We start from the raw sequence: 20496 nt of genomic DNA on the forward strand, positions 1-20496 counted from the left end.
CGCAACTGTTCAGACCAGTCAGACCGATGCTCGCCAGCAAAATCGCGGCTTTGGTGGATCAGCAAGGCCTTTGGCATGGCCTGTGCTCTGTCCGATCAGAGAAATCACATCATCGACTGCGGAGATTCACCATGATCCAGCGTTGCAGCGTCCTGCTCACTGCCCTGTTTGCCAGCCTGATGCTTTGCCAATTGCCCGCCCACGCCGATGGCCTGGAAGACGTGGTCAAGCGCGGTACGCTCAAGGTTGCGGTGCCTCAGGATTTTCCACCGTTCGGCTCCGTGGGTCCGGACATGAAGCCACGCGGCCTGGACATCGATACGGCGAAACTGCTGGCCGACCAGCTCAAGGTCAAGCTTGAACTGACGCCCGTCAACAGCACCAACCGCATTCCATTCCTGACCACTGGCAAGGTCGACCTGGTGATTTCCAGCCTGGGCAAGAACCCTGAGCGTGAAAAAGTCATCGACTTCTCCAGAGCCTACGCGCCGTTCTACCTGGCCGTATTCGGCCCGCCTGACGCCGCCATCAACGGCCTGGACGACCTCAAGGGCAAGACCATCAGCGTCACCCGTGGCGCCATCGAAGACATCGAGCTGAGCAAGGTCGCCCCCGAAGGCACCATCATCAAGCGCTTCGAAGACAACAACTCGACCATCGCCGCCTACCTGGCCGGCCAGGTGGACCTGATCGCCAGTGGCAACGTGGTGATGGTCGCCATCAGCGAGCGCAACCCCAAGCGCGTTCCGGCGTTGAAAGTGAAACTCAAGGACTCGCCGGTGTACGTGGGCGTGAACAAGAACGAGCCGGCGCTGCTGGACAAGGTCAACCAGATCCTCGCTACGGCCAAGACCGACGGCAGCCTGGAAAAAAATGCCCAGACCTGGCTCAAGCAGCCATTGCCGGCCGACCTCTGACCGTCGCTTGAGAGGCTGAGCATGGCTTATCAGTTCGATTTCCTGCCGGTGGTGCAAAACACCGAGCTGCTGTTGCGCGGCGCGCTGTTCACCCTTGAACTGACGGCCATCGGCGCGTTGCTCGGGGTCGGCCTGGGCATCGTCGGGGCGGTGGTTCGGGCGTGGAATATCCGTCCGTTCGCGGCGATCTTCGGCGTGTACGTGGAACTGATCCGCAACACGCCGTTCCTGGTCCAGCTGTTTTTCATCTTCTTCGGCTTGCCGTCCCTGGGCCTGCAGATTTCCGAGTGGCAGGCGGCGGTGCTGGCGATGGTGATCAACCTCGGCGCGTATTCCACCGAGATCATCCGGGCCGGCATCCAGGCTATCCCACGGGGGCAACTGGAAGCCGCCGCGGCACTTGCGATGAGCCGCTTCGAAGCGTTCCGCCACGTGGTCTTGCTGCCGGCACTGGGCAAGGTCTGGCCGGCGCTGAGCAGCCAGATCATCATCGTGATGCTCGGCTCCGCCGTCTGTTCGCAGATCGCCACCGAAGAGCTGAGCTTCGCCGCCAATTTCATTCAGTCGCGCAATTTCCGCGCGTTCGAAACCTACGCGCTGACGACGCTGATCTACCTGTGCATGGCGCTGTTGATCCGCCAGTTTCTCAACTGGATCGGGCGTCGCTACATTGCCAGGAGCAGCCAATGAGCGATTTCACTTTCTGGGACGTGGTGCGCAACCTGCTCACCGGCCTGCAATGGACCCTGGCGCTGTCGCTGGTGGCGTTTATCGGCGGCGGTGTGATCGGCTTGCTGGTGATGGTGCTGCGCATCTCCAAACGCGCCCTGCCGCGTAATGTCGCCCGGACCTATATCGAGCTGTTCCAGGGCACGCCGCTGTTGATGCAGTTGTTCCTGGTGTTCTTTGGCGTGGCCCTGGCCGGGGTGGAGATTTCGCCCTGGATGGCTGCGGCGATCGCCCTGACGCTGTTTAGCAGCGCTTACCTGGCGGAGATCTGGCGCGGTTGTGTCGACTCGATTTCCAACGGCCAATGGGAAGCGTCCGCGAGCCTGGCGCTCAACCCGCTGGAACAGTTGCGCTACGTGATCCTGCCCCAGGCCCTGCGCATTGCCGTGGCGCCGACCGTGGGCTTCTCCGTGCAGGTGGTCAAGGGCACGGCCGTGACGTCGATCATCGGCTTTACCGAACTGACCAAGACCGGCGGCATGCTCGCCAATGCCACGTTCGAGCCGTTCATGGTCTACGGCCTGGTGGCCCTCGGTTATTTCCTCCTTTGTTACCCCTTGTCCCTCAGCGCGCGCTATCTGGAAAGGAGACTGCATGCCTCTGCTTAGAATTTCCGCCCTGCATAAGTACTACGGCGATCACCACGTGCTCAAAGGCATCGACCTGAGCGTCGAGGAAGGCCAGGTGGTAGCGATCATCGGCCGCAGCGGTTCGGGAAAATCCACCTTGCTGCGCACCCTGAACGGTCTCGAATCGATTAACGACGGCGTGATCGAAGTCGATGGCGAGTACCTCGACGCGGCACGCGCCGACTTGCGCAGCCTGCGCCAGAAAGTCGGGATGGTGTTCCAGCAGTTCAATCTGTTCCCGCACCTGACGGTCGGCGAGAACGTGATGCTCGCGCCACAAGTCGTGCAAAAAGTGCCCAAGGCCAAGGCGGCCGAGCTGGCGCGGCAGATGCTGGAGCGGGTCGGGCTCGGCGAGAAATTCGACGCCTTCCCGGACCGTTTGTCCGGCGGCCAACAGCAACGGGTCGCGATTGCCCGCGCCCTGGCGATGTCGCCAAAGGTGCTGCTGTGCGATGAAATCACCTCGGCCCTGGACCCGGAGCTGGTCAATGAAGTGCTCAGCGTGGTGCGGCAATTGGCCAAGGAAGGCATGACGCTGATCATGGTCACCCATGAAATGCGCTTTGCCCGGGAGGTGGGGGACAAGCTGGTGTTCATGCACCAGGGCAAGGTGCATGAAGTGGGGGACCCGAAGGTACTGTTCGCCGATCCGCAGACGGCCGAGCTGGCGAACTTCATCGGTACGGTCGAGCCTGCCTGAACTTTGCTGGCAAGACCTTCTGTGGCGAGGGAGCTTGCTCCCGCTCGACTGCGCAGCAGTCGCAGGCCCTGCCAGCCGGTTTATTCCTGATGTATCGGGTTGATTCATTTGGGGCTGCTGCGCAGCCCAGCGGGAGCAAGCTCCCTCGCCACAGAAGCCAAGCCGAGCTGCTCTGGGTCAAGGGTTTGGATCAGGCGCGTTGGCGTAAGCGGTCGATCGTGGCAGGATGGCAAGGTTATCGACCGAGACTTTTTGACCATGCCGCTATCCCAAGCCAAGAATCTGTCCCTGATCGCTGCCATAGACCTGGGCTCCAACAGCTTTCACATGGTCGTCGCCAAGGCCCAGAACGGGGAAATCCGCATTCTTGAGCGACTCGGCGAGAAGGTCCAGCTGGCCGCCGGTATCGACGAAGAACGTCAACTGAGCGAAGAATCCATCCAGCGCGGCCTCGACTGCCTCAAACGGTTTGCCCAACTGATCAACGGCATGCCCCTGGGCGCGGTGCGCATCGTCGGCACCAATGCCCTGCGCGAGGCGCGCAACCGCGGCGAATTCATCCGGCGCGCCGAAGAGATCCTCGGCCATCCGGTGGAAGTCATCTCCGGCCGTGAAGAGGCCCGCCTGATCTACCTGGGTGTTTCCCACACCCTGGCGGACACCCCGGGCAAGCGCCTGGTGGCGGACATCGGCGGCGGTAGTACCGAATTCATCATCGGCCAGCGCTTCGAACCACTGTTGCGCGAAAGCCTGCAGATGGGTTGCGTCAGCTTCACTCAGCGCTACTTCCGCGACGGCAAGATCACCCCGGCCCGCTACGCCCAAGCCTACACGGCGGCGCGCCTGGAAATCATGAGCATCGAGCACGCGCTGCACCGCCTGGCCTGGGATGAAGCCATCGGTTCCTCGGGCACCATTCGCGCCATCGGCCTGGCGCTCAAGGCTGGCGGCCATGGCAGCGGCGAGGTCAACGCCGAAGGCCTGGCCTGGCTCAAGCGCAAAGTGTTCAAGCTGGGCGAATCGGACAAGATCGACTTCGAAGGTATCAAGCCTGATCGCCGGGCGATTTTCCCGGCGGGCCTGGCGATTCTCGAGGCGATTTTTGACGCCCTCGAACTGCAACGCATGGATCACTGCGAAGGTGCCCTGCGTGAGGGCGTGCTCTACGACCTGCTGGGGCGCCATCATCACGAAGACGTCCGCGAGCGCACCCTCGGCTCGCTCATGGAGCGTTACCACGTCGACCAGGAACAGGCGGCGCGGGTCGAGCGCAAGGCCCTGCACGCGTTCGACCAGGTGGCCGACGACTGGGACCTGAACGACGGTGTCTGGCGCGAACTGCTGGGCTGGGCCGCCAAGGTGCACGAAGTCGGCCTGGACATCGCCCACTACCATTACCACAAGCACGGCGCCTACCTGATCGAGCACTCGGACCTGGCGGGTTTCTCTCGCGAGGACCAGCAGATGCTTGCGCTACTGGTGCGTGGTCACCGGCGCAATATTCCCAAGGATAAATTCGCCGAGTTCGGCGATGACGGCATCAAGCTGATCCGCTTGTGCGTGCTGTTGCGCTTCGCAATCCTCTTCCACCACATCCGCGGCACCCAGGAAATGCCCCAGGTAACCCTGCATGCCAATGGTGATCAACTGGATGTGATATTCCCGGACGGCTGGCTGGAAGAAAACCAACTGACCCAGGCCGACTTCGCCCAGGAAGCGGAATGGCTGACCCGGGTTGGGATTGTGTTGAATATTCACTGATCGGCGCCACGGCACGCTCCCCCGTGGCGAGGGAGCTTGCTCCCGCTCGACTGCGCAGCAGTCGCAGGATCTGCCTGAAATGGAAGTTTTCCTGATACACCGAGCTGAATGGCTTCAGGGCTGCTGCGCCCGAAGCGTCGGACCGACCCAGCGGGAGCAAGCTCCCTCGCCACGAAAAGCCGATCCCGCCTCCAGGCGTTAACGAACCGCCAACACCGGGCTGCTAAGCCGATCCAGCAAGGTCGCCTGGGCACTGCGCGGGTTCTGGTTGCCGGTCGGTGTGTTGCGGATGTAACGGCCGTCCGACTGCAGGCTCCAACTGTGGGTGTTGTCGGTGAGGTAGCTTTCCAGCTCTTTCTTGACCCGCAGGATCAGCTTCTTGCCCTCCACCGGGAAGCAGGTCTCGACACGCTTGTCGAGGTTGCGCTCCATCCAGTCGGCACTGGAGAGGAACATTTGCTCCTCGCCGCCATTGAGGAAATAGAACACCCGCGTGTGCTCCAGGAAGCGCCCGATGATCGAGCGCACATGGATGTTGTGGGACACCCCAGGAATGCCCGGCCGCAGGCAGCACATGCCGCGTACCACCAGGTCGATGCGCACGCCCGACTGGCTGGCCTTGTATAGCGCGCGAATGATCTTCGGATCAGTCAGCGAGTTGAATTTGGCGATGATGTGCGCGGGCTTGCCGTCCAGGGCGAACTGGGTTTCCCGGGCGATCATGTCGAGCATGCCCTTTTTCAGGGTGAACGGCGCATGCAGCAATTTTTTCATGCGCAGCGTCTTGCCCATGCCGATCAGTTGGCTGAACAGCTTGCCGACGTCCTCGCACAGCGCATCATCCGAGGTCAGCAGGCTGTAGTCGGTATACAGCCGAGCGTTGGCGGCGTGATAGTTGCCGGTGCCCAAGTGCGCGTAGCGCACAATCTCGCCGGCCTCGCGCCGCAGGATGAGCATCATCTTGGCGTGGGTCTTGTAGCCAACCACGCCGTAGATCACCACCGCGCCGGCCGCTTGCAGGCGGCTGGCCAGTTGCAGGTTGGATTCTTCGTCGAAACGCGCACGCAATTCGATCACCGCGGTGACTTCCTTGCCGTTTCGCGCCGCGTCCACCAGGGCGTCGACGATCTCCGAGTTGGCGCCGCTGCGATACAACGTCTGGCGCACCGCCAATACGTGGGGGTCCTTGGCGGCCTGGCGCAGCAAATCGACCACCGGCGTGAACGACTCGAAGGGGTGCAGCAGGAGGATGTCCTGTTTGCTGACCACACTGAAAATGTTCTCGCTGTTTTGCAGCAGTTTCGGAATCTGCGGCGTAAACGGCGAGTATTGCAGCTCCGGATGGCTGTCCAGGCCGGTGATGCTGAACAGCCGCGTCAGGTTCACCGGACCATTGACCTGATACAGCTCGGTCTCGTGCAGGTTGAACTGCTTGAGCAAGTAGTCGGACAGATGTTTCGGACAGGTGTCGGCCACTTCCAGGCGCACCGCATCGCCGTAACGGCGGGAGAACAGCTCGCCGCGCAGGGCGCGGGCCAGGTCTTCGACGTCCTCGGTGTCCACCGACAGGTCGGCGTTACGGGTCAGGCGGAACTGGTAGCAGCCCTTGACCTTCATGCCCTGGAACAGGTCATCGGCATGGGCGTGGATCATTGACGACAGGAACACGTAGTTGTCGCCAGGCCCGCCGACGTCTTCCGGCACGCGGATGATGCGCGGCAGCAGGCGCGGCGCCGGAATGATCGCAAGGCCGGAATCGCGGCCAAAGGCGTCGATGCCTTCCAGCTCGACGATGAAGTTCAGGCTCTTGTTCACCAGCAATGGGAACGGGTGCGTCGGGTCGAGGCCGATCGGGGTGATGATCGGAGCGATCTCGTCACGGAAATAACGGCGTACCCAGGTCTTGAGCTTGGTCGTCCAGTAGCGGCGACGGATGAAGCGGACCTGATGTTTTTCCAGCTCCGGCAACAGGATGTCGTTGAGGATCGCGTACTGGCGGTCAACATGACCGTGTACCAGCTCGCTGATGCGCGCCAGGGCCTGGTGCGGTTGCAAACCATCGGCACCGGCCTGCTCGCGGGCGAAGGTGATCTGTTTTTTCAGGCCGGCGACGCGAATCTCGAAGAACTCGTCCAGGTTGCTGGAAAAGATCAGCAAAAACTTCAGCCGCTCCAGCAGTGGATAGGACTCATCCAGTGCCTGCTCCAGCACGCGGATGTTGAATTGCAGTTGCGACAGCTCGCGGTGGATGTACAGGCTGCTGTCATCCAGGTTGGTGATCGCGATCGCCGGAGCAGGGGCCGGCTCGGGCACGGCCGCTGGAGCCGACTCCAGCTCCGGCGGCGTTTCGGCGGCTTGCTCGACCACGGGCTGAGCGTCTTTTACGGCAACTTCTGTGAGTCCTTCGGTATTCATCGCAAGTTCCTGGGAGGCTATTTCTGCTCTCGTAACAATTGGGCGGCGCGCACGGCAAAGTAGGTCAGGATGCCATCAGCACCCGCACGTTTGAAAGCGGTCAGGGACTCGAGAATCACCCCTTCGCTCAACCAGCCGTTCTGGATCGCGGCCATGTGCATCGCATACTCGCCGCTGACCTGATAAACAAAGGTCGGTACTTTGAATTCTTCCTTTACCCGGCAAAGAATGTCGAGATAAGGCATCCCCGGCTTGACCATGACCATGTCTGCGCCTTCTGACAAGTCGGCAGCCACTTCGTGCAAGGCTTCGTGGGTGTTGGCCGGGTCCATCTGATAGGAAGCCTTGTTGGCCTTGCCCAGGTTCAGGGCCGAGCCGACCGCGTCGCGGAACGGACCGTAGTAGGCGCTGGCGTACTTGGCCGAGTAGGCCATGATGCGCACGTTGACATGGCCGGCCACTTCCAGGGCTTCGCGGATCGCCTGGATGCGACCGTCCATCATGTCGGATGGCGCCACGACCTGGGCCCCCGCTTCGGCGTGGGACAACGCTTGCCTGACCAGCGCATCGACGGTGATGTCGTTCTGCACGTAGCCTTCTTCGTCGAGAATGCCGTCCTGACCGTGCGTGGTAAACGGGTCCAGCGCTACGTCGGTGATCACGCCGAGCTCCGGGAAGCGCGCGCGCAGGGCACGGGTCGCGCGCTGGGCAATACCCTCGGGGTTCCAGGCTTCGGCGGCGTCCAGCGATTTGAGCGCTGGCGGGGTGACCGGGAACAGCGCCAGCGCCGGGATACCCAGTTCCACCCACTCGGCCGCCGCTTCGAGCAGCAAGTCGATGGTCAGGCGCTCCACGCCAGGCATCGACGCCACCGCTTCACGACGGTTCTCCCCGTCCAGTACGAACACCGGCAGGATCAGGTCATTGGTGGTCAGCACATTTTCACGCACCAGCCGACGGGAGAACTCATCACGGCGGTTGCGGCGCAGACGGGTGGCGGGGAACAGACGATTGGCGGGGGTAAAGCTCACGGCAGACTCCTGAGCCCGCAGACGGGCGAGCGTGACAGTTATAAGCGGTCATTATGACGAACGCATGACAGTTGTGCTGAAGCGCGACCACTAGTCGCAGTGATCGTCTTCTGTAGGAAATGTTCACGTCGAGACACATTTCGATACTTTCCTGAATGTGCCTGAAGGGTTAGGCTGCGCGTTCATTTCGCCAGCACCCAGACAATGCTCCAACAATTTCTGCATGACTTCGGCTACTTGGCCCTGTTTATCGGCACGTTCTTCGAAGGCGAAACCATCCTCGTGCTCGCAGGCTTCCTGGCGTTCCGTGGCTACATGGACATCAACCTGGTGGTGGTCGTGGCATTTTGCGGCAGCTACGCGGGCGATCAGCTGTGGTACTTCCTGGGCCGCAAACATGGTCGCAAGCTCCTGGCGCGCAAGCCGCGCTGGCAGTTGATGGGGGATCGCGCGCTGGAACACATCCGCCGCCATCCGGACATCTGGGTACTGAGCTTTCGCTTCGTCTACGGTTTGCGCACGGTGATGCCGGTGGCGATCGGCCTCTCCGGCTATCCTCCGGGTCGCTACCTGCTGCTCAACGGTATCGGCGCGGCGATCTGGGCCACGGCCCTGGCGGCCGCCGCGTACCACTTTGGCGCGGTGCTCGAAGGCATGCTGGGCAGCATCAAGAAATACGAACTGTGGGTACTTGGCGCCCTGCTGGTTCTGGGCTTGGGCCTATGGCTGCGTCGACGCATCAAAAACGCTCGGCTGGCCAGACAAGTCCTTGCGGCAGAACGTCTCGAACAAGCCAAGTCCGCCGAAACTACGACGCCAGGCGAGTAAGACGGTTGCGGCAATAGTACAAGCCAATGCCGCTGATCAGGCTGTAGCTGAGCAAGCCAACCCAGGCCACCGGGCTGGCCGGCCATAACCCGGCCAGCGGCGCCAGCCACACCAGCGGCAGGTTCGCAGCCAGGCGCAAAAGCTCGAGCCTCAGCGCCCACGGGCGATTCTCCAGAGTCGCGCCCAACACGAACAGACCCAACGCTACCGCTCCCCACCCCAACACCAGGGCAGTGGCCGGAAGGCTGTTTTCCAGGTTCATCAAATAACTGCCCAGGGCGACGTAGAAGCAAAACTGCAGCGCCACGTACCCTTGCTGGCGTCCGGCCAGGGGCACTTCGAATTTGCGGAACCGGCTCAGATCCGGCTTGTTCAGCGGGTACCTGGCGGCCACATCGGCTGGCCGCCAACCGGTGGGCATGAACCAGATCCGCAGCTTGTCCCACCAGCGCTCGGCGCGCCGGGCATCGGCCCACAGTTGCGCATAGAACTGCAGATTGGCCCACAACGGATTCCAGCTCGCCAGTGGCGTGGTCACGCCGAAAATGACCGGCTCGTTGTCGTCCTCTTCCTGGAAGGTGCCAAACAGACGGTCCCAAATAATGAACACGCCGCCGTAGTTGCGATCCATGTAGAGAGGGTTCTGTGCATGGTGGGCACGATGATTGGATGGCGTGACGAAGCACCACTCCAGCCAGCCGAGCTTGGGGATGTGCTGGGTATGCACCCAGAACTGATAAAGCAGGTTCAACGCCGCGACACTGACGAACACCAGCAGCGGCACGCCCAGCACCGCCAGCGGCAGGTAGAAGATCCAGCTCAGCAGGAAACCGCTGCTGGTCTGGCGCAATGCCGTGGAGAGGTTGTAGTCCTCGCTCTGGTGGTGCACCGAATGGGCGGCCCAGAGGATGTTGCGCTCGTGGCCCAAGCGGTGCAGCCAGTAGTAGCAGAAGTCATAGAACACAAAGGCGAATACCCAGGTCCAGGCCTGGTCGGTAGGCCATTGAAAGACCGCCAGATGCTCCAGGGCAAAGGCATAGGTCACCAGGCCCACGCCCTTGGTCAACAACCCCGTCGTGGTCGACAGCACACCGGTGCTCAGGCTGTTGATCGCGTCCGCCAGGCGATAGTGGCTCACGCCACGCCAGCGATCGGCCAGCAACTCGACGGCAATCAACACGAAGAAAAACGGCACGGCATACAGGATGAAATTCATGACGCGACCCGGGCATGCAAGGCAGGAAGGAGCTGGCAGATTAGGTGTAGCTGCCGGATGCCCCTATGGCAACGAGTGACAAATTAGTAGACATTTAACGCCATGAATCTGGAGAAAAGCCCATGAGCAAAAAAGTTGCAGTGATCCTTTCCGGCTGTGGCGTGTACGACGGCGCAGAGATCCACGAAAGCGTGATCACTTTGCTGCGTCTCGACCAGCGCGGCGCGCAGGTCCAGTGTTTCGCCCCCAACATCGCCCAATTGCATGTCATCAATCACCTGACCGGCGAGGAAATGCCCGAGAGCCGCAACGTGTTGGTGGAATCGGCGCGCATCGCCCGGGGAAATGTGAAAGACCTGCGCGAAGCCAGGGCCGAGGACTTTGATGCGCTGATCGTGCCCGGCGGCTTCGGCTCGGCGAAAAACCTCTCCAACTTTGCCGTCGAAGGCGCCGGTTGCAGCGTCCAGCCGCAAGTCCTGGCGTTGACCGAAGCCTTCGCCGAGGCCGGCAAGCCGGTTGGGCTGATCTGCATCTCACCGGCCCTGGCGGCGAAAATCTACGGCCCTGGGGTAACCTGCACCATCGGCACGGACGCCGACACCGCCGCTGCCGTGACCAAGATGGGCGGGACTCATGAAGAGTGCCTGGTCACCGATATCGTCGAAGACACCGCGCGCAAGCTGGTCAGCACCCCCGCCTACATGCTGGCGCAGAACATCAGCGAAGCGGCTTCGGGGATCAACAAGCTGGTGGACCGGGTGCTGGAACTGACGCACGAGAATGATGAGTGACCACACACAATCAACTGTGGGAGCGAGCTTGCTCGCGATGGCGTCAACTCAGTCGCATAAGTGCTGACTGACACACCGCTATCGCGAGCAAGCTCGCTCCCACAGGGAATCGGACACATTCAGGAGATTCGAGACAACCGCGTCAATATCCGATCCAGCGCATTGGCAAATCCCTGCTTGTCCCGCTCGCTGTACGCCGCCGGGCCACCGCCCATGTGGCCCTGTTCCCGCAAATCGGTAAACAGGTTGCGCACCGCCAGTCGATCGCCCATGTTCTGCGCGTCGAACTCCTTGCCCCTCGGGTCAAGGGCTGCGACGCCTTTCTTTACCAGGCGGTCGGCCAGCGGCACGTCGCTGCAGATCACCAGCTCGCCCGGGACGGCATGCTCCACCAGATAATCGTCCGCCGCATCAGGCCCGCTGGGCACCACGATCAGCTTCACCAGAGCCAGGCCCGGCTTGATCTGCGGCTGCCCGGCCACCAGTACTACTTCAAACTGGCGCTTCAAGGCGAACTTGACCACCAGGTCCTTAGCGGCCTTGGGGCAGGCGTCGGCGTCGATCCATACACGCATCGGGTATTCCTCTTCAAAAGCTTGCTCGCGATTATGAGCGCAGCGAATGCTTTTCAGGAAACCTGCACCCGACGCTTCTCCGCCACCCAGCTGCGCCCATACAGCACAACGATCGCAATGATCGCCACCGCCTGGGCCGCCAGGGAATAAGCATCGGCATGGATGCCCAGCCAGTCGAACTCGAAGAACGCCACCGGCCGCGTGCCGAAGATCCCGGCTTCCTGCAAGGCCTTCACGCCATGGCCGGCAAATACCACCGACAACGCACACAGCAAACCGGCGTTGATGCTGAAGAACAGCGCCAGCGGCAATTTCGCCGAGCCGCGCAAGATCACCCAGGCCAGTCCCACCAGCAGCACCAGCGCCGTCGCGCCGCCGGCCAACACCGCGTCATGGCCGGCCGGGCCGGCCTGCAGCCACAGGGTTTCGTAGAACAGGATCACCTCGAACAGCTCTCGATAGACCGAAAAAAATGCCAGGATCGCAAAACCGAAACGGCCTCCGCCGCCGACCAGGCTGCTCTTGATGTAATCCTGCCAGGCCGCCGCGTGGCGCCGGTCGTGCATCCACACACCCAACCACAGCACCATCACGCTGGCGAACAACGCCGTCGCGCCTTCGAGCAATTCGCGCTGCGCGCCACTGACATCGATTACGTATGCGGCGAGCGCCCAGGTCGCCAGGCCGGCCAGCAGCGCCAGGCCCCAGCCAACGTTGACGCTGCGCACCGCCGACTGCTGGCCAGTGTTGCGCAAGAACGCCAGGATCGCCGCCAGGACCAGGATCGCTTCCAGGCCTTCGCGCAGCAGAATCAGCAAGCCCGAAATGTAGCTCAGCGACCAGCTCAAGCCATCGCCACCGAGCAGGCCGGCGGATTCTTTCAACTTGGCCTTGGCCGCGTCCAGGCGTTGCTCGGCCTGCTCGACCGGCAAACCGTCCTGCAGGGACTGACGGTAGGCCATCAAGGCCTTCTCGGTATCTTTACGGACGTTGGCGTCGACATTGTCCAGTGAGCTTTCCACCAGCTCGAAGCCTTCCAGGTACGCCGCCACCGACAGGTCGTAGGCCTGGTCGTGGTCACCTGTGCGATACGCCGCGATGCTCTTGTCCAGGGTAGCGGCGGTGTAGTCAAGCAACTGCGCCGGACCGCGCTGCACCTGCGGTGGCTGGGCGCGCTGGGCGCGGAACGTCGCCGCTGCCGCGGGCCCCTGGGCGGCGAGGACTTCGGCCGGGGTCTGGCGGGCCAGGTCGGCAAGGTTGAAGGCCTGCTCGCCCTTGGCCGCAGCCGGGTCGGCGCTGAAGCTGGCGATGTAGGTCGCCAGGTCCCAGCGTTGACGGTCGTCGAGCTGATCGGCGAAGGCCGGCATATCGGTGCCTTCGACGCCCATGCCCAGGGTGTTGTAGATCGCGTAGAGGCTCAGGCGATCCAGGCGCTGCCCGTCGCGCAGGTTCGAGGGCGGCGGCTCCAGGCCGACACCTGCCGGACCGTCGCCGGCACCGCTGTCACCATGGCACACCGAGCAGTTCTGGGCATACAACGGCGCCCCGCGCGTCGGGTCCGGGGTGATCACCGGCGCCTGGCTGACCTCATAGGCTACGGCCAGCCTGGCCCCCAGCTGCCGCGCCAGACGGGCCACGTCAGCGCCGTCCTGGCGCTGGCTGATCGCACTGCGCAACGTACCGATGCCTTGCGTCAGCTCAGCTTTTTCCGGCTTGCCTGGCAGCGCGGCGACCAGCCCTTCCAGCACTTGAGCGAATTCCAGTTGCTCGCGATATTCGGCATCGTCGATGACCTTCCCCGCGTCGACGGTCGCCGGGTAATCCGCCCCGATGTAATCCAGCAAGTGCAGCGCCTGTGGCGCGCCTTCAACAGTGTCAGCCAGCAGATCGGCACTGCAAAGCGCAAGCATCGGCAGCGCAATCCAGGCCAGGAAACGAAACGGGGCAGTCATGAATGACTCTCGATTGGAAATAAGAAGTAACACATTGTTCACTTCCAGTGCGCTTGGCTCAAGCACCGATGTGTTCCGGCCAAGCATTTTCATCGGATCTTCATGCTTTGAAGATGACATCACAAAAACATCATTTAGAAACTAAAAAGCCACTACACAAGCAAATCCACTGCTTATAATGCGCCGCCTTCTTATTAGAGGAAGGCATAAAAGCTCCTCTGGACTTGAGGAACCGACGGCGCAAAGCGCCTGTCCGTGGATCGCCCCAGCCCGACCCGCACACCCCGGCTGATACTCAGGGAAGAAGTGTTCATGGCATCCCGTGCTCTTTTCTCGGTCGCCCTCGGCGCGATCACCTTGCTGTCCGGCTGCTCGGCGTTTCGCAACTACGACAGCGAACTGGCGCAGACCAATCAGCAACTGGCCTCGGGCAACGTCGACGCGGCATTGACCCTGCTGGAAAAAAACAACACCAGCAAAGACAAAGACCTGCTCTATTTCTTCGAAAAGGGTGAGCTGCTGCGCGCCAAGGGCGACCTGTCCGGCAGCCAGACCGCCTGGACCAGCGCCGACCAGCAAGTTGGGCAGTGGGAAGACGCCGTCAAGCTCGATACCGCCAAGTACGTTGCGCAGTTCGGCAGTTTCCTGGTCAATGACAAAGTCCGGCGCTATGAGGGTTATGACTATGAAAAGGTCATGCTCACCACTCAAATGGCGTTGAACCTGCTGGCGGTGAATGACTTCGACGGCGCACGGATGCAGATCAAGAAGACCCACGAGCGCGAAGCCGTGATCGCCGACCTGCGCGACAAGGAATACCTCAAGCGCGAGGAGGACGCGGAGAAACAGGGGGTCAAGACCGAATACAAGGACCTCAAGGGTTATCCGGTCGCCAGCCTTGACGCCCCTGAAGTGGTCAGCCTGAAAAACAGTTACCAGAGCGCGTTCAGCCATTACCTGGCAGGTTTCGTCTACGAAGCCCTGGGCGAGAAAGATCTGGCCGCGCCGGGTTATCGCAAGGCCGCCGAACTGCGCCCCAACACCCCGCTGCTGGAACAGGCGCTGCTCAACCTCGACAAGCCTGCCGCGAAGGACGACGACAGTGACGTCCTGATTGTGGTACAGAGCGGCCTGGCGCCATCCCGTGACTCGATGCGAATCCCGCTGCCCTTGCCGATCAGCGGCAATGTGGTCATCACGCCACTGTCCTTCCCGCTGATCAAGCCGGACACCTCCACCGCGACCTTCGCCCAGATCGGCGTCGACGGCCGCCAGCTGGACCTGACCCAGCTCAACAGCACCACCGCCATGTCGCGCCGGGCGCTGCGCGACGACATGCCGGGGATCATCCTGCGCACGACCGTGCGTGCCATCACCCGTGGCGTCGCACAGAAACAGATCAACGAAACCAACCCGCTGGCCGGCCTGGCCGTGGGCATCACCTCGGCCGTGCTCGAAGGCGCCGACACCCGCACCTGGCGCACCTTGCCGGACTACACCCAAGTGGTGCGCCTGCGCCTGAAGAAGGGCGAACACCAGGTCACCCTGCCAAGCGCGGTAGGCGGCTCGGTGGTCAAGGTCAAGGTTGATCAGCGCTACCAGGTCATCAGCCTGCGGGCGGTGGGCAGCCAGGTCTTCGCCGGCGGCCTTGCGGCCCAGGTGATCCCGAGCGCCAACCCGACCGCCATCGCCCTCAAGCAACCTTAAGAACGGAGTCTTGTTCACATGCGTTTAAAACTGATCGCCGTCGGCGCCCTGGCCTTGCTGGCCGGTTGCGCCACCCCACCACCACCGGAGCCGGGCACTGCCGCCAGCAAGGTCGTGGCGATGGGCAAGACAAAAAACATCGTGGTCGGCGCCATGCGCGTCGCCCGCGAAAACGGCTACATGACCGTCAACGTGCAGTTGAGCAACACCAGTTTCAATAACAAGACGATGTATTACCGCTTCGCCTGGCTGGGACCGGAAGGCTTCCCGATCGCCGAAGAGGAAAGCTGGAAAACCCTGACGCTGTATGGCGAACAGACCCGCTTCCTGCCGGCCATCGCACCGACGCCCAAGGCCGTGGACTTCCGTTTGGAAATCAATACCCCTTGAGGTGCTGGACCTGTGGGAGCGAGCTTGCTCGCGATAGCGTCGGGTCAGCCAGCGATGGGGTGAATGACACACAGCAATCGCGAGCAAGCTCGCTCCCACAGAAAAGCGCCTAGTGATTTCTACTCCTTTTTTCAGATTTTAGAGAGCACCTAAATGTTCCTACGCATCTCCTCCCTCGCCCTCGCCGCCCTGCTGGTCAGCGGCTGCGCCAACAACTCGCCGGTCCTGGGCAACAAGAACATCAGCTATGGCGACACCAAGGCCGTGGAAACCGTCACCAACGAATTCGGCTCCACCGACTTGCAGATGATCGCCGAGTCCATGACTCGCTCCCTCGCCCAGTCCGGCATCCTGCAGGGCCGTCCGGTGGTGCAGGTCTACGACGTGAAGAACAAGACCAGCGAGTACATCGATACTCGCGAGATCACTACCAGCATCAAGACCCAACTGATGAAAACCGGCGCGGCACGCTTTGCCAGTGACAACAATGCCATGGACAGCCAGGTCGACCAGCTCAAGCTGCAGAACCAGAGCGGCCTGTACAAAAAAAGCACAGTGGCCAAGACAGGCAACATGATCGCCGCCAAGTACCGCATCGAGGGTTCCATCAGCTCGATCGTCAAGCGCAGCGAAGACTACAAGGACGTCTTCTACAAATTCAGCCTGCAACTGATCGATGTTGAAAGCGGTCTGGCCGAATGGATGGACGAGAAAGAAATCCGCAAGACCACGGAGCGTTAAGCCATGCGTACATGGATCGGCATCATGGCCCTGGCCTGCGCATTCAGTGCGCAGGCGGCCCCAAGAGTCGCAGTGACTGACCTGGCGTACCAGCAACGCGTGGAAGAATACATCCACACCGTTTCGGCCCAGAGCAACTTCCAGGCGAACCCGTACAGCGCCAGCGCGTCGTCGAGCTACGAAGAGATGGAAGCGACCAGCAGCTACATTGAGCAAGGCGAACTGCGCAAGTTCACTGGCGACATCAAGGGCGAGATCCTGCGCAGCGGTATGTTCCAGCTGGTGCAGGGCACGCCGCACACCGCATCGTCCACGGGCGATGTCTATGACGTGATCAAGCGAATCAAGGCCGGGCATTTCAAGGGCGCCGACTATGTGCTGTTCGGCACCGTGTCGGACATCGATTTCACTCGGGACATCAACGAGTTGGGCACTGCCGACAGCTACTCGGCGGTGCTCGCACTGTCGCTGGTGGCGGATTTCAGCCTGATCAACACCAAGACCTATGAAATCACCTCGGCCTTCACCGCCATGGGCGAGGGCCAGGACACCAAGCTGTTGAACCACCGGGACGTGCGTATCAGCCTCAATCGCCCACGGGTCGTGCGCGAAGTGTCCAAGGCGCTGGGTGAAGACGTGGCGCGGCAGTTGAGCGAGCAGCTCGGTGGCCCGAGCCATGAGCAGCCTGGCGAGCCGGTGCAGCGCAATAACCTGCCGAGGGATACCGCGCCGGTAATCCTGCGCTGAAGCGCATTGCCAGCTAAGTGCTTTCGTGGCGAGGGAGCTTGCTCCCGCTCGGTTGCGTAGCGACCGCCTCTTTTGGGGCTGCTACGCAGCCCAGCGGGAGCAAGCTCCCTCGCCACAAGAGCTCGCCTTCGCCACGGTAACTACACCGCAGCCCTGCGAATCGTCGCCAGCAGACCTGCCGCGCCGATGAACAGCCCGGCGAAGGTCCGGTTCATCCGCCGTTGCTGTTTCGGGGTACGCAACAGGCGCAAGACCTTGGATGCCAGCCCGGTGTACCCGGCCATGACAATGAGGTCGACGCAGATCATGGTCACGCCCAGGATCAGGTATTGCTTGACCAACGGGGCATGAGGATCGATGAACTGCGGCAGCACCGCGAGCATGAATACCAGCGCCTTGGGGTTGCTGACATTCACCAGGAAACCGCGGAACACCAAAGCCAGGGGTTTGCCGATGGGGCGCACCGCCGCGTCGTCGCTAAGGTCTGCAGGAATGGCCCGCCATTGCTTGACGCCCAGATAGACCAGGTACGCCACGCCGAACCACTTGATTGCGTAGAAGGCGGTAGCTGACGCGGTGAGAATCGCGCCAACACCGGCGGCGACAATCACGATCTGCAACGCCAGGCCCAATTGCAGGCCCAGGGCGTTCCAGTAGCCACGCCAGAAACCGTATTGCAGACCGCTGGACATCGATGCAATGGCACCGGCGCCCGGCGAAAGGCTGATGACCCAGCAGGCGGCGAAGAACGCCAGCCACGTTTCCAGCAACATCGCACACCTCGGCTCAGTTCCGTCGAAACGAATAAGCTAATGCGCCGCCGTGCGGATAACCACCGTTTTTTTCAGAACTAGCCCTGGGATCGGACTATTCGACGAAACCGCCGACCGGAAACGCTTCGCTGCCGCGCCAGCGCCGGACCGAACGCTGGAAGAACAGGCTGTTGGGCACCTGCACCATGGAGCTGCCGGTACCGAGCTCCTCGGGTTCGATCAAGGTGGTGTAGAGCAGGTTGATCGCCACCACCCGCCCCTTGATGCCAGGCTTGTCGGTGGCCTCGACCAGCTCGACCACGTCACCCAGGCGGAACGGGCCGACGGTGTAGATCAGAATGGCGCAGAGCAGGTTCGACAGCACGCTCCAGATGGCGAAGAACGCCACCGCAGCCACGGCGACGAACCCCGACAACGCGGTCCACAGCACCGTGGCCGAGACGCCGAGGCGTTCGAGCGCCACCAGTACCGCGCTGCCCATGATCAGCCAGCGCAGCACCCCGCGCAGGATGATCACCAACTGGGGCGGCAGTGGGTAGCGCTCACCGAGCCCCGTGAGGAAGCGCGCGACGACACGCTGGGCAACATAACCGACCAACAGAATCAGCAGGATTTGCACACCGAGCCAGATCGGCTCGATCCACATGACGGGTATAGGCAGGGACAACGCTTCCATCAGGACAACGCCTCCAGCTCCGCTTGCAGGTTTTCCAGCAACTCCAGGGCTTGCATCCACGCCTCCTCAAGTTCCGCTTCTCGAACTTTCAGCCTGGCCTGTTCAGCCAGCAGATCACGCAGCTCGTCCTTGCGCGCTGCCTCGTAGAGACCGCTGTCGCCAAGGCTGGTTTCGATTTTCTGCAGCTTTTCATGCAGCTTGCCCAACTCGGCTTCGAGCTTGTCGGCCTCGCGCTTGTGCGGCGCCAACTGCTGACGCAACGCTGCCGCGGCCTGGCGCTGGGCCTTCTTGTCGGTTTTGTCCGGGTTCACCGGGGTGCTGCTGACCGGTGCGTTGCGCTGGCGATATTCCACCAGCCAGCGCGCATAGTCTTCGAGATCGCCATCGAACTCCTCGACCTTGCCGTCGGCCACCAGGAAGAAGTTGTCCGTGGTGCTCTTGAGCAAATGCCGGTCGTGGGAGACCACCAGCACCGCGCCGCTGAACTCTTGCAAGGCCATGGTCAGGGCCAGGCGCATCTCCAGGTCCAGGTGGTTGGTCGGCTCGTCGAGCAGCAACAGGTTCGGCCGGTCCCAGGCGATCAACGCCAGCGCCAGGCGCGCCTTCTCGCCACCGGAGAAATTCAGCACCGGCTCGTCGATACGCGCGCCGCGAAAGTCGAAACCACCGAGGAAATCGCGCAGAGTCTGTTCACGCTCGGTCGGCGCCAGGCTTTGCAGATGCAACAGCGGGCTGGCCTTGGCATCGAGCGAGTCCAACTGATGCTGGGCGAAGTAGCCGACCACCGTGTTTTCGCCGCGCGTCAGGCGTCCGGCCAAGGGCTGGAGCTCGCCAGAGAGGTTCTTGATCAGGGTCGACTTACCGGCACCGTTGGGCCCCAGCAGACCGATCCGCGCGCCTGGGGTCAGTTGCAGCTTGACCTTCTCCAACACGGTCTTGTCGCCATAGCCCAGGCGCGCGTCGGACAGGTCGATCAACGGGCTGGAAATCTTGCTCGATTCGCGGAAGACAAAATCGAATGGTGAGTCGACGTGGGCCGCCGACAGTTCTTCCATCCGCTCCAGCGCCTTGATCCGGCTCTGGGCCTGGCGGGCCTTGGTAGCCTGGGCCTTGAAGCGGGCAATGTAGCTTTCCATGTGCGCACGTTGCGCCTGTTGCTTCTCGTAGGCCTGCTGTTGCTGGGCCAGACGTTCGGCACGGGCACGCTCGAAGGCACTGTAGCCGCCGCGGTACAAGGTGAGCTTGCGCTGGTCGACATGGGCTACGTGATCCACTACGGCGTCGAGGAAGTCGCGGTCGTGGGAAATCAGCAGCAGTGTACCGGGGTAACTCTTGAGCCACTCTTCGAGCCAGATGATCGCGTCCAGATCCAGGTGGTTGGTCGGCTCGTCGAGCAGCAACAGGTCCGACGGACACATCAGGGCCTGCGCCAGGTTCAGACGCATCCGCCAGCCACCGGAGAAGTCGCCGACCTGGCGATCCATCTGTTCGTTGGTAAAGCCCAGGCCGGCCAACAATTTACGTGCCCGGGCGTCCGCGGTGTAGCCGTCGGCACTGTCGAGCTCCGAGTGCAGGCGCGCCTGGGCGGCACCGTCATGGGCGGCTTCGGCCGCGGCGAGATCGCGTTGCACCTCACGCAGACGCAGGTCGCCATCGAGCACATAATCCACGGCCAGGCGTTCGAGCGTATCGACCTCCTGACGCATGTGGGCGATGCGCCAATCCGCCGGCAGGAAGCAATCGCCGGAATCCGGGTGCAACTCGCCGCGCAGCAAAGCGAACAGGCTCGATTTGCCGGCGCCGTTGGCACCGATGAGGCCGGCTTTGTGGCCGGCGTGCAGGGTCAGCTCGGCGTCTTCTAGCAGACGTTGCGGGCCACGCTGTAAAGTCAGGTTCTGAAGTCGAATCATAATGGCGG

At 62.1% G+C, this 20496-nt stretch carries 19 protein-coding genes; 11 read left to right on the forward strand and 8 right to left on the reverse strand.

The genetic code is table 11. The annotated features are described in order from the left end of the window. The first annotated feature begins 131 nt into the window (after positions 1 to 131). The 5 genes from J3P91_RS26480 (at position 132) to ppx (ending at position 4736) form a co-directional block, all read left to right on the forward strand. Complete coding sequence (locus J3P91_RS26480) at positions 132 to 917, forward strand: transporter substrate-binding domain-containing protein (RefSeq protein ID WP_434602200.1); 786 nt, start codon at positions 132 to 134, stop codon at positions 915 to 917. Between the two features lie 21 nt (positions 918 to 938). Next, complete coding sequence (locus tag J3P91_RS26485) at positions 939 to 1607, forward strand: amino acid ABC transporter permease (protein WP_305498009.1); 669 nt, start codon at positions 939 to 941, stop codon at positions 1605 to 1607. After that, positions 1604 to 2254 (forward strand): amino acid ABC transporter permease, encoded by a 651-nt coding sequence (locus J3P91_RS26490; protein ID WP_434602201.1) that lies wholly within the window; start codon positions 1604 to 1606, stop codon positions 2252 to 2254. The genes J3P91_RS26485 and J3P91_RS26490 overlap by 4 nt, the downstream gene beginning before the upstream one ends. Then, complete coding sequence (locus tag J3P91_RS26495) at positions 2241 to 2975, forward strand: amino acid ABC transporter ATP-binding protein (protein ID WP_039590243.1); 735 nt, start codon at positions 2241 to 2243, stop codon at positions 2973 to 2975. Before J3P91_RS26490 ends, J3P91_RS26495 begins: the two co-directional genes overlap by 14 nt. Before the next feature lie 258 nt (positions 2976 to 3233). Then, on the forward strand, positions 3234 to 4736 hold the full coding sequence (ppx, locus tag J3P91_RS26500; RefSeq protein WP_434571006.1) for an exopolyphosphatase: 1503 nt from the start codon (positions 3234 to 3236) through the stop codon (positions 4734 to 4736). 198 nt (positions 4737 to 4934) lie between these two features. Here ppx and ppk1 read toward each other — a convergent pair whose 3' ends face one another. Together ppk1 and hemB are read right to left on the reverse strand one after the other, a co-directional pair. Continuing rightward, positions 4935 to 7151 (reverse strand): polyphosphate kinase 1, encoded by a 2217-nt coding sequence (ppk1, locus tag J3P91_RS26505; RefSeq protein ID WP_434602202.1) that lies wholly within the window; start codon positions 7149 to 7151, stop codon positions 4935 to 4937. A 17-nt stretch (positions 7152 to 7168) separates the two neighbouring features. Further along, positions 7169 to 8182, reverse strand: coding sequence for a porphobilinogen synthase (hemB, locus tag J3P91_RS26510; RefSeq protein WP_434571002.1), 1014 nt, complete (start codon positions 8180 to 8182; stop codon positions 7169 to 7171). A gap of 204 nt (positions 8183 to 8386) precedes the next feature. On the opposite strand from hemB, the gene J3P91_RS26515 reads away from it, so the two are divergent. Continuing rightward, entirely contained in the window at positions 8387 to 9010 is a 624-nt protein-coding gene (locus tag J3P91_RS26515; protein ID WP_305498000.1) for a DedA family protein, read from the forward strand. On the opposite strand, the gene J3P91_RS26520 is transcribed toward J3P91_RS26515, so the two are convergent. Next, complete coding sequence (locus J3P91_RS26520) at positions 8991 to 10226, reverse strand: sterol desaturase family protein (protein ID WP_434602203.1); 1236 nt, start codon at positions 10224 to 10226, stop codon at positions 8991 to 8993. The two genes, J3P91_RS26515 and J3P91_RS26520, sit on opposite strands and share 20 nt — an antisense overlap. Before the next feature lie 122 nt (positions 10227 to 10348). Between J3P91_RS26520 and elbB the strand changes: the two genes are divergently transcribed. Next, positions 10349 to 11017 (forward strand): isoprenoid biosynthesis glyoxalase ElbB, encoded by a 669-nt coding sequence (gene elbB, locus J3P91_RS26525; protein ID WP_434570998.1) that lies wholly within the window; start codon positions 10349 to 10351, stop codon positions 11015 to 11017. Between the two features lie 119 nt (positions 11018 to 11136). Here elbB and J3P91_RS26530 read toward each other — a convergent pair whose 3' ends face one another. Both J3P91_RS26530 and J3P91_RS26535 read right to left on the reverse strand, forming a co-directional pair. Next, positions 11137 to 11592, reverse strand: coding sequence for a YaiI/YqxD family protein (locus J3P91_RS26530; RefSeq protein ID WP_434602204.1), 456 nt, complete (start codon positions 11590 to 11592; stop codon positions 11137 to 11139). 53 nt (positions 11593 to 11645) lie between these two features. After that, positions 11646 to 13544 (reverse strand): FTR1 family protein, encoded by a 1899-nt coding sequence (locus J3P91_RS26535; RefSeq protein WP_434602205.1) that lies wholly within the window; start codon positions 13542 to 13544, stop codon positions 11646 to 11648. A 312-nt stretch (positions 13545 to 13856) separates the two neighbouring features. Here J3P91_RS26535 and J3P91_RS26540 point away from each other — a divergent pair, with 312 nt between their 5' ends. The 4 genes from J3P91_RS26540 to J3P91_RS26555 all read left to right on the forward strand — a co-directional run bounded on the left by J3P91_RS26540 (position 13857) and on the right by J3P91_RS26555 (position 17129). Beyond that, entirely contained in the window at positions 13857 to 15251 is a 1395-nt protein-coding gene (locus tag J3P91_RS26540) for a COG3014 family protein (RefSeq protein ID WP_434570992.1), read from the forward strand. An 18-nt stretch (positions 15252 to 15269) separates the two neighbouring features. After that, positions 15270 to 15641, forward strand: coding sequence for a DUF1425 domain-containing protein (locus J3P91_RS26545; protein WP_434602206.1), 372 nt, complete (start codon positions 15270 to 15272; stop codon positions 15639 to 15641). A gap of 153 nt (positions 15642 to 15794) precedes the next feature. Then, positions 15795 to 16382 (forward strand): penicillin-binding protein activator LpoB, encoded by a 588-nt coding sequence (lpoB, locus tag J3P91_RS26550; RefSeq protein WP_305497989.1) that lies wholly within the window; start codon positions 15795 to 15797, stop codon positions 16380 to 16382. A gap of 3 nt (positions 16383 to 16385) precedes the next feature. Then, positions 16386 to 17129 (forward strand): penicillin-binding protein activator LpoB, encoded by a 744-nt coding sequence (locus J3P91_RS26555; protein WP_305497988.1) that lies wholly within the window; start codon positions 16386 to 16388, stop codon positions 17127 to 17129. Between the two features lie 140 nt (positions 17130 to 17269). Here the strand turns inward: J3P91_RS26555 and rhtB are convergent, their stop codons facing one another. The 3 genes from rhtB to J3P91_RS26570 all read right to left on the reverse strand — a co-directional run bounded on the left by rhtB (position 17270) and on the right by J3P91_RS26570 (position 20488). Then, entirely contained in the window at positions 17270 to 17902 is a 633-nt protein-coding gene (rhtB, locus tag J3P91_RS26560; RefSeq protein ID WP_434570989.1) for a homoserine/homoserine lactone efflux protein, read from the reverse strand. Between the two features lie 94 nt (positions 17903 to 17996). Then, positions 17997 to 18578, reverse strand: a complete 582-nt coding sequence (locus J3P91_RS26565) for a mechanosensitive ion channel family protein (protein WP_305497985.1) — start codon at positions 18576 to 18578, stop codon at positions 17997 to 17999. Next, entirely contained in the window at positions 18578 to 20488 is a 1911-nt protein-coding gene (locus J3P91_RS26570) for an ATP-binding cassette domain-containing protein (RefSeq protein WP_434602207.1), read from the reverse strand. The genes J3P91_RS26565 and J3P91_RS26570 overlap by 1 nt, the downstream gene beginning before the upstream one ends. Positions 20489 to 20496: the final 8 nt, after the last annotated feature.

Source organism: Pseudomonas sp. Z4-7 (assembly GCF_051131965.1).
Taxonomy (GTDB): Bacteria; Pseudomonadota; Gammaproteobacteria; order Pseudomonadales; family Pseudomonadaceae; genus Aquipseudomonas.

Bases quoted from the DNA above. Each gene is read 5' to 3' on its own strand.
- J3P91_RS26480 (WP_434602200.1), top strand. From the start codon at position 132: ATGATCCAGCGTTGCAGCGTCCTGCTCACTGCCCTGTTTGCCAGCCTG.
- J3P91_RS26485 (WP_305498009.1), top strand. From the start codon at position 939: ATGGCTTATCAGTTCGATTTCCTGCCGGTGGTGCAAAACACCGAGCTG.
- J3P91_RS26490 (WP_434602201.1), top strand. From the start codon at position 1,604: ATGAGCGATTTCACTTTCTGGGACGTGGTGCGCAACCTGCTCACCGGC.
- J3P91_RS26495 (WP_039590243.1), top strand. From the start codon at position 2,241: ATGCCTCTGCTTAGAATTTCCGCCCTGCATAAGTACTACGGCGATCAC.
- ppx (WP_434571006.1), top strand. From the start codon at position 3,234: ATGCCGCTATCCCAAGCCAAGAATCTGTCCCTGATCGCTGCCATAGAC.
- ppk1 (WP_434602202.1), bottom strand. From the start codon at position 7,151: ATGAATACCGAAGGACTCACAGAAGTTGCCGTAAAAGACGCTCAGCCC.
- J3P91_RS26515 (WP_305498000.1), top strand. From the start codon at position 8,387: ATGCTCCAACAATTTCTGCATGACTTCGGCTACTTGGCCCTGTTTATC.
- J3P91_RS26520 (WP_434602203.1), bottom strand. From the start codon at position 10,226: ATGAATTTCATCCTGTATGCCGTGCCGTTTTTCTTCGTGTTGATTGCC.
- elbB (WP_434570998.1), top strand. From the start codon at position 10,349: ATGAGCAAAAAAGTTGCAGTGATCCTTTCCGGCTGTGGCGTGTACGAC.
- J3P91_RS26530 (WP_434602204.1), bottom strand. From the start codon at position 11,592: ATGCGTGTATGGATCGACGCCGACGCCTGCCCCAAGGCCGCTAAGGAC.
- J3P91_RS26535 (WP_434602205.1), bottom strand. From the start codon at position 13,544: ATGACTGCCCCGTTTCGTTTCCTGGCCTGGATTGCGCTGCCGATGCTT.
- J3P91_RS26540 (WP_434570992.1), top strand. From the start codon at position 13,857: ATGGCATCCCGTGCTCTTTTCTCGGTCGCCCTCGGCGCGATCACCTTG.
- J3P91_RS26545 (WP_434602206.1), top strand. From the start codon at position 15,270: ATGCGTTTAAAACTGATCGCCGTCGGCGCCCTGGCCTTGCTGGCCGGT.
- lpoB (WP_305497989.1), top strand. From the start codon at position 15,795: ATGTTCCTACGCATCTCCTCCCTCGCCCTCGCCGCCCTGCTGGTCAGC.
- J3P91_RS26555 (WP_305497988.1), top strand. From the start codon at position 16,386: ATGCGTACATGGATCGGCATCATGGCCCTGGCCTGCGCATTCAGTGCG.
- rhtB (WP_434570989.1), bottom strand. From the start codon at position 17,902: ATGTTGCTGGAAACGTGGCTGGCGTTCTTCGCCGCCTGCTGGGTCATC.
- J3P91_RS26565 (WP_305497985.1), bottom strand. From the start codon at position 18,578: ATGGAAGCGTTGTCCCTGCCTATACCCGTCATGTGGATCGAGCCGATC.
- J3P91_RS26570 (WP_434602207.1), bottom strand. From the start codon at position 20,488: ATGATTCGACTTCAGAACCTGACTTTACAGCGTGGCCCGCAACGTCTG.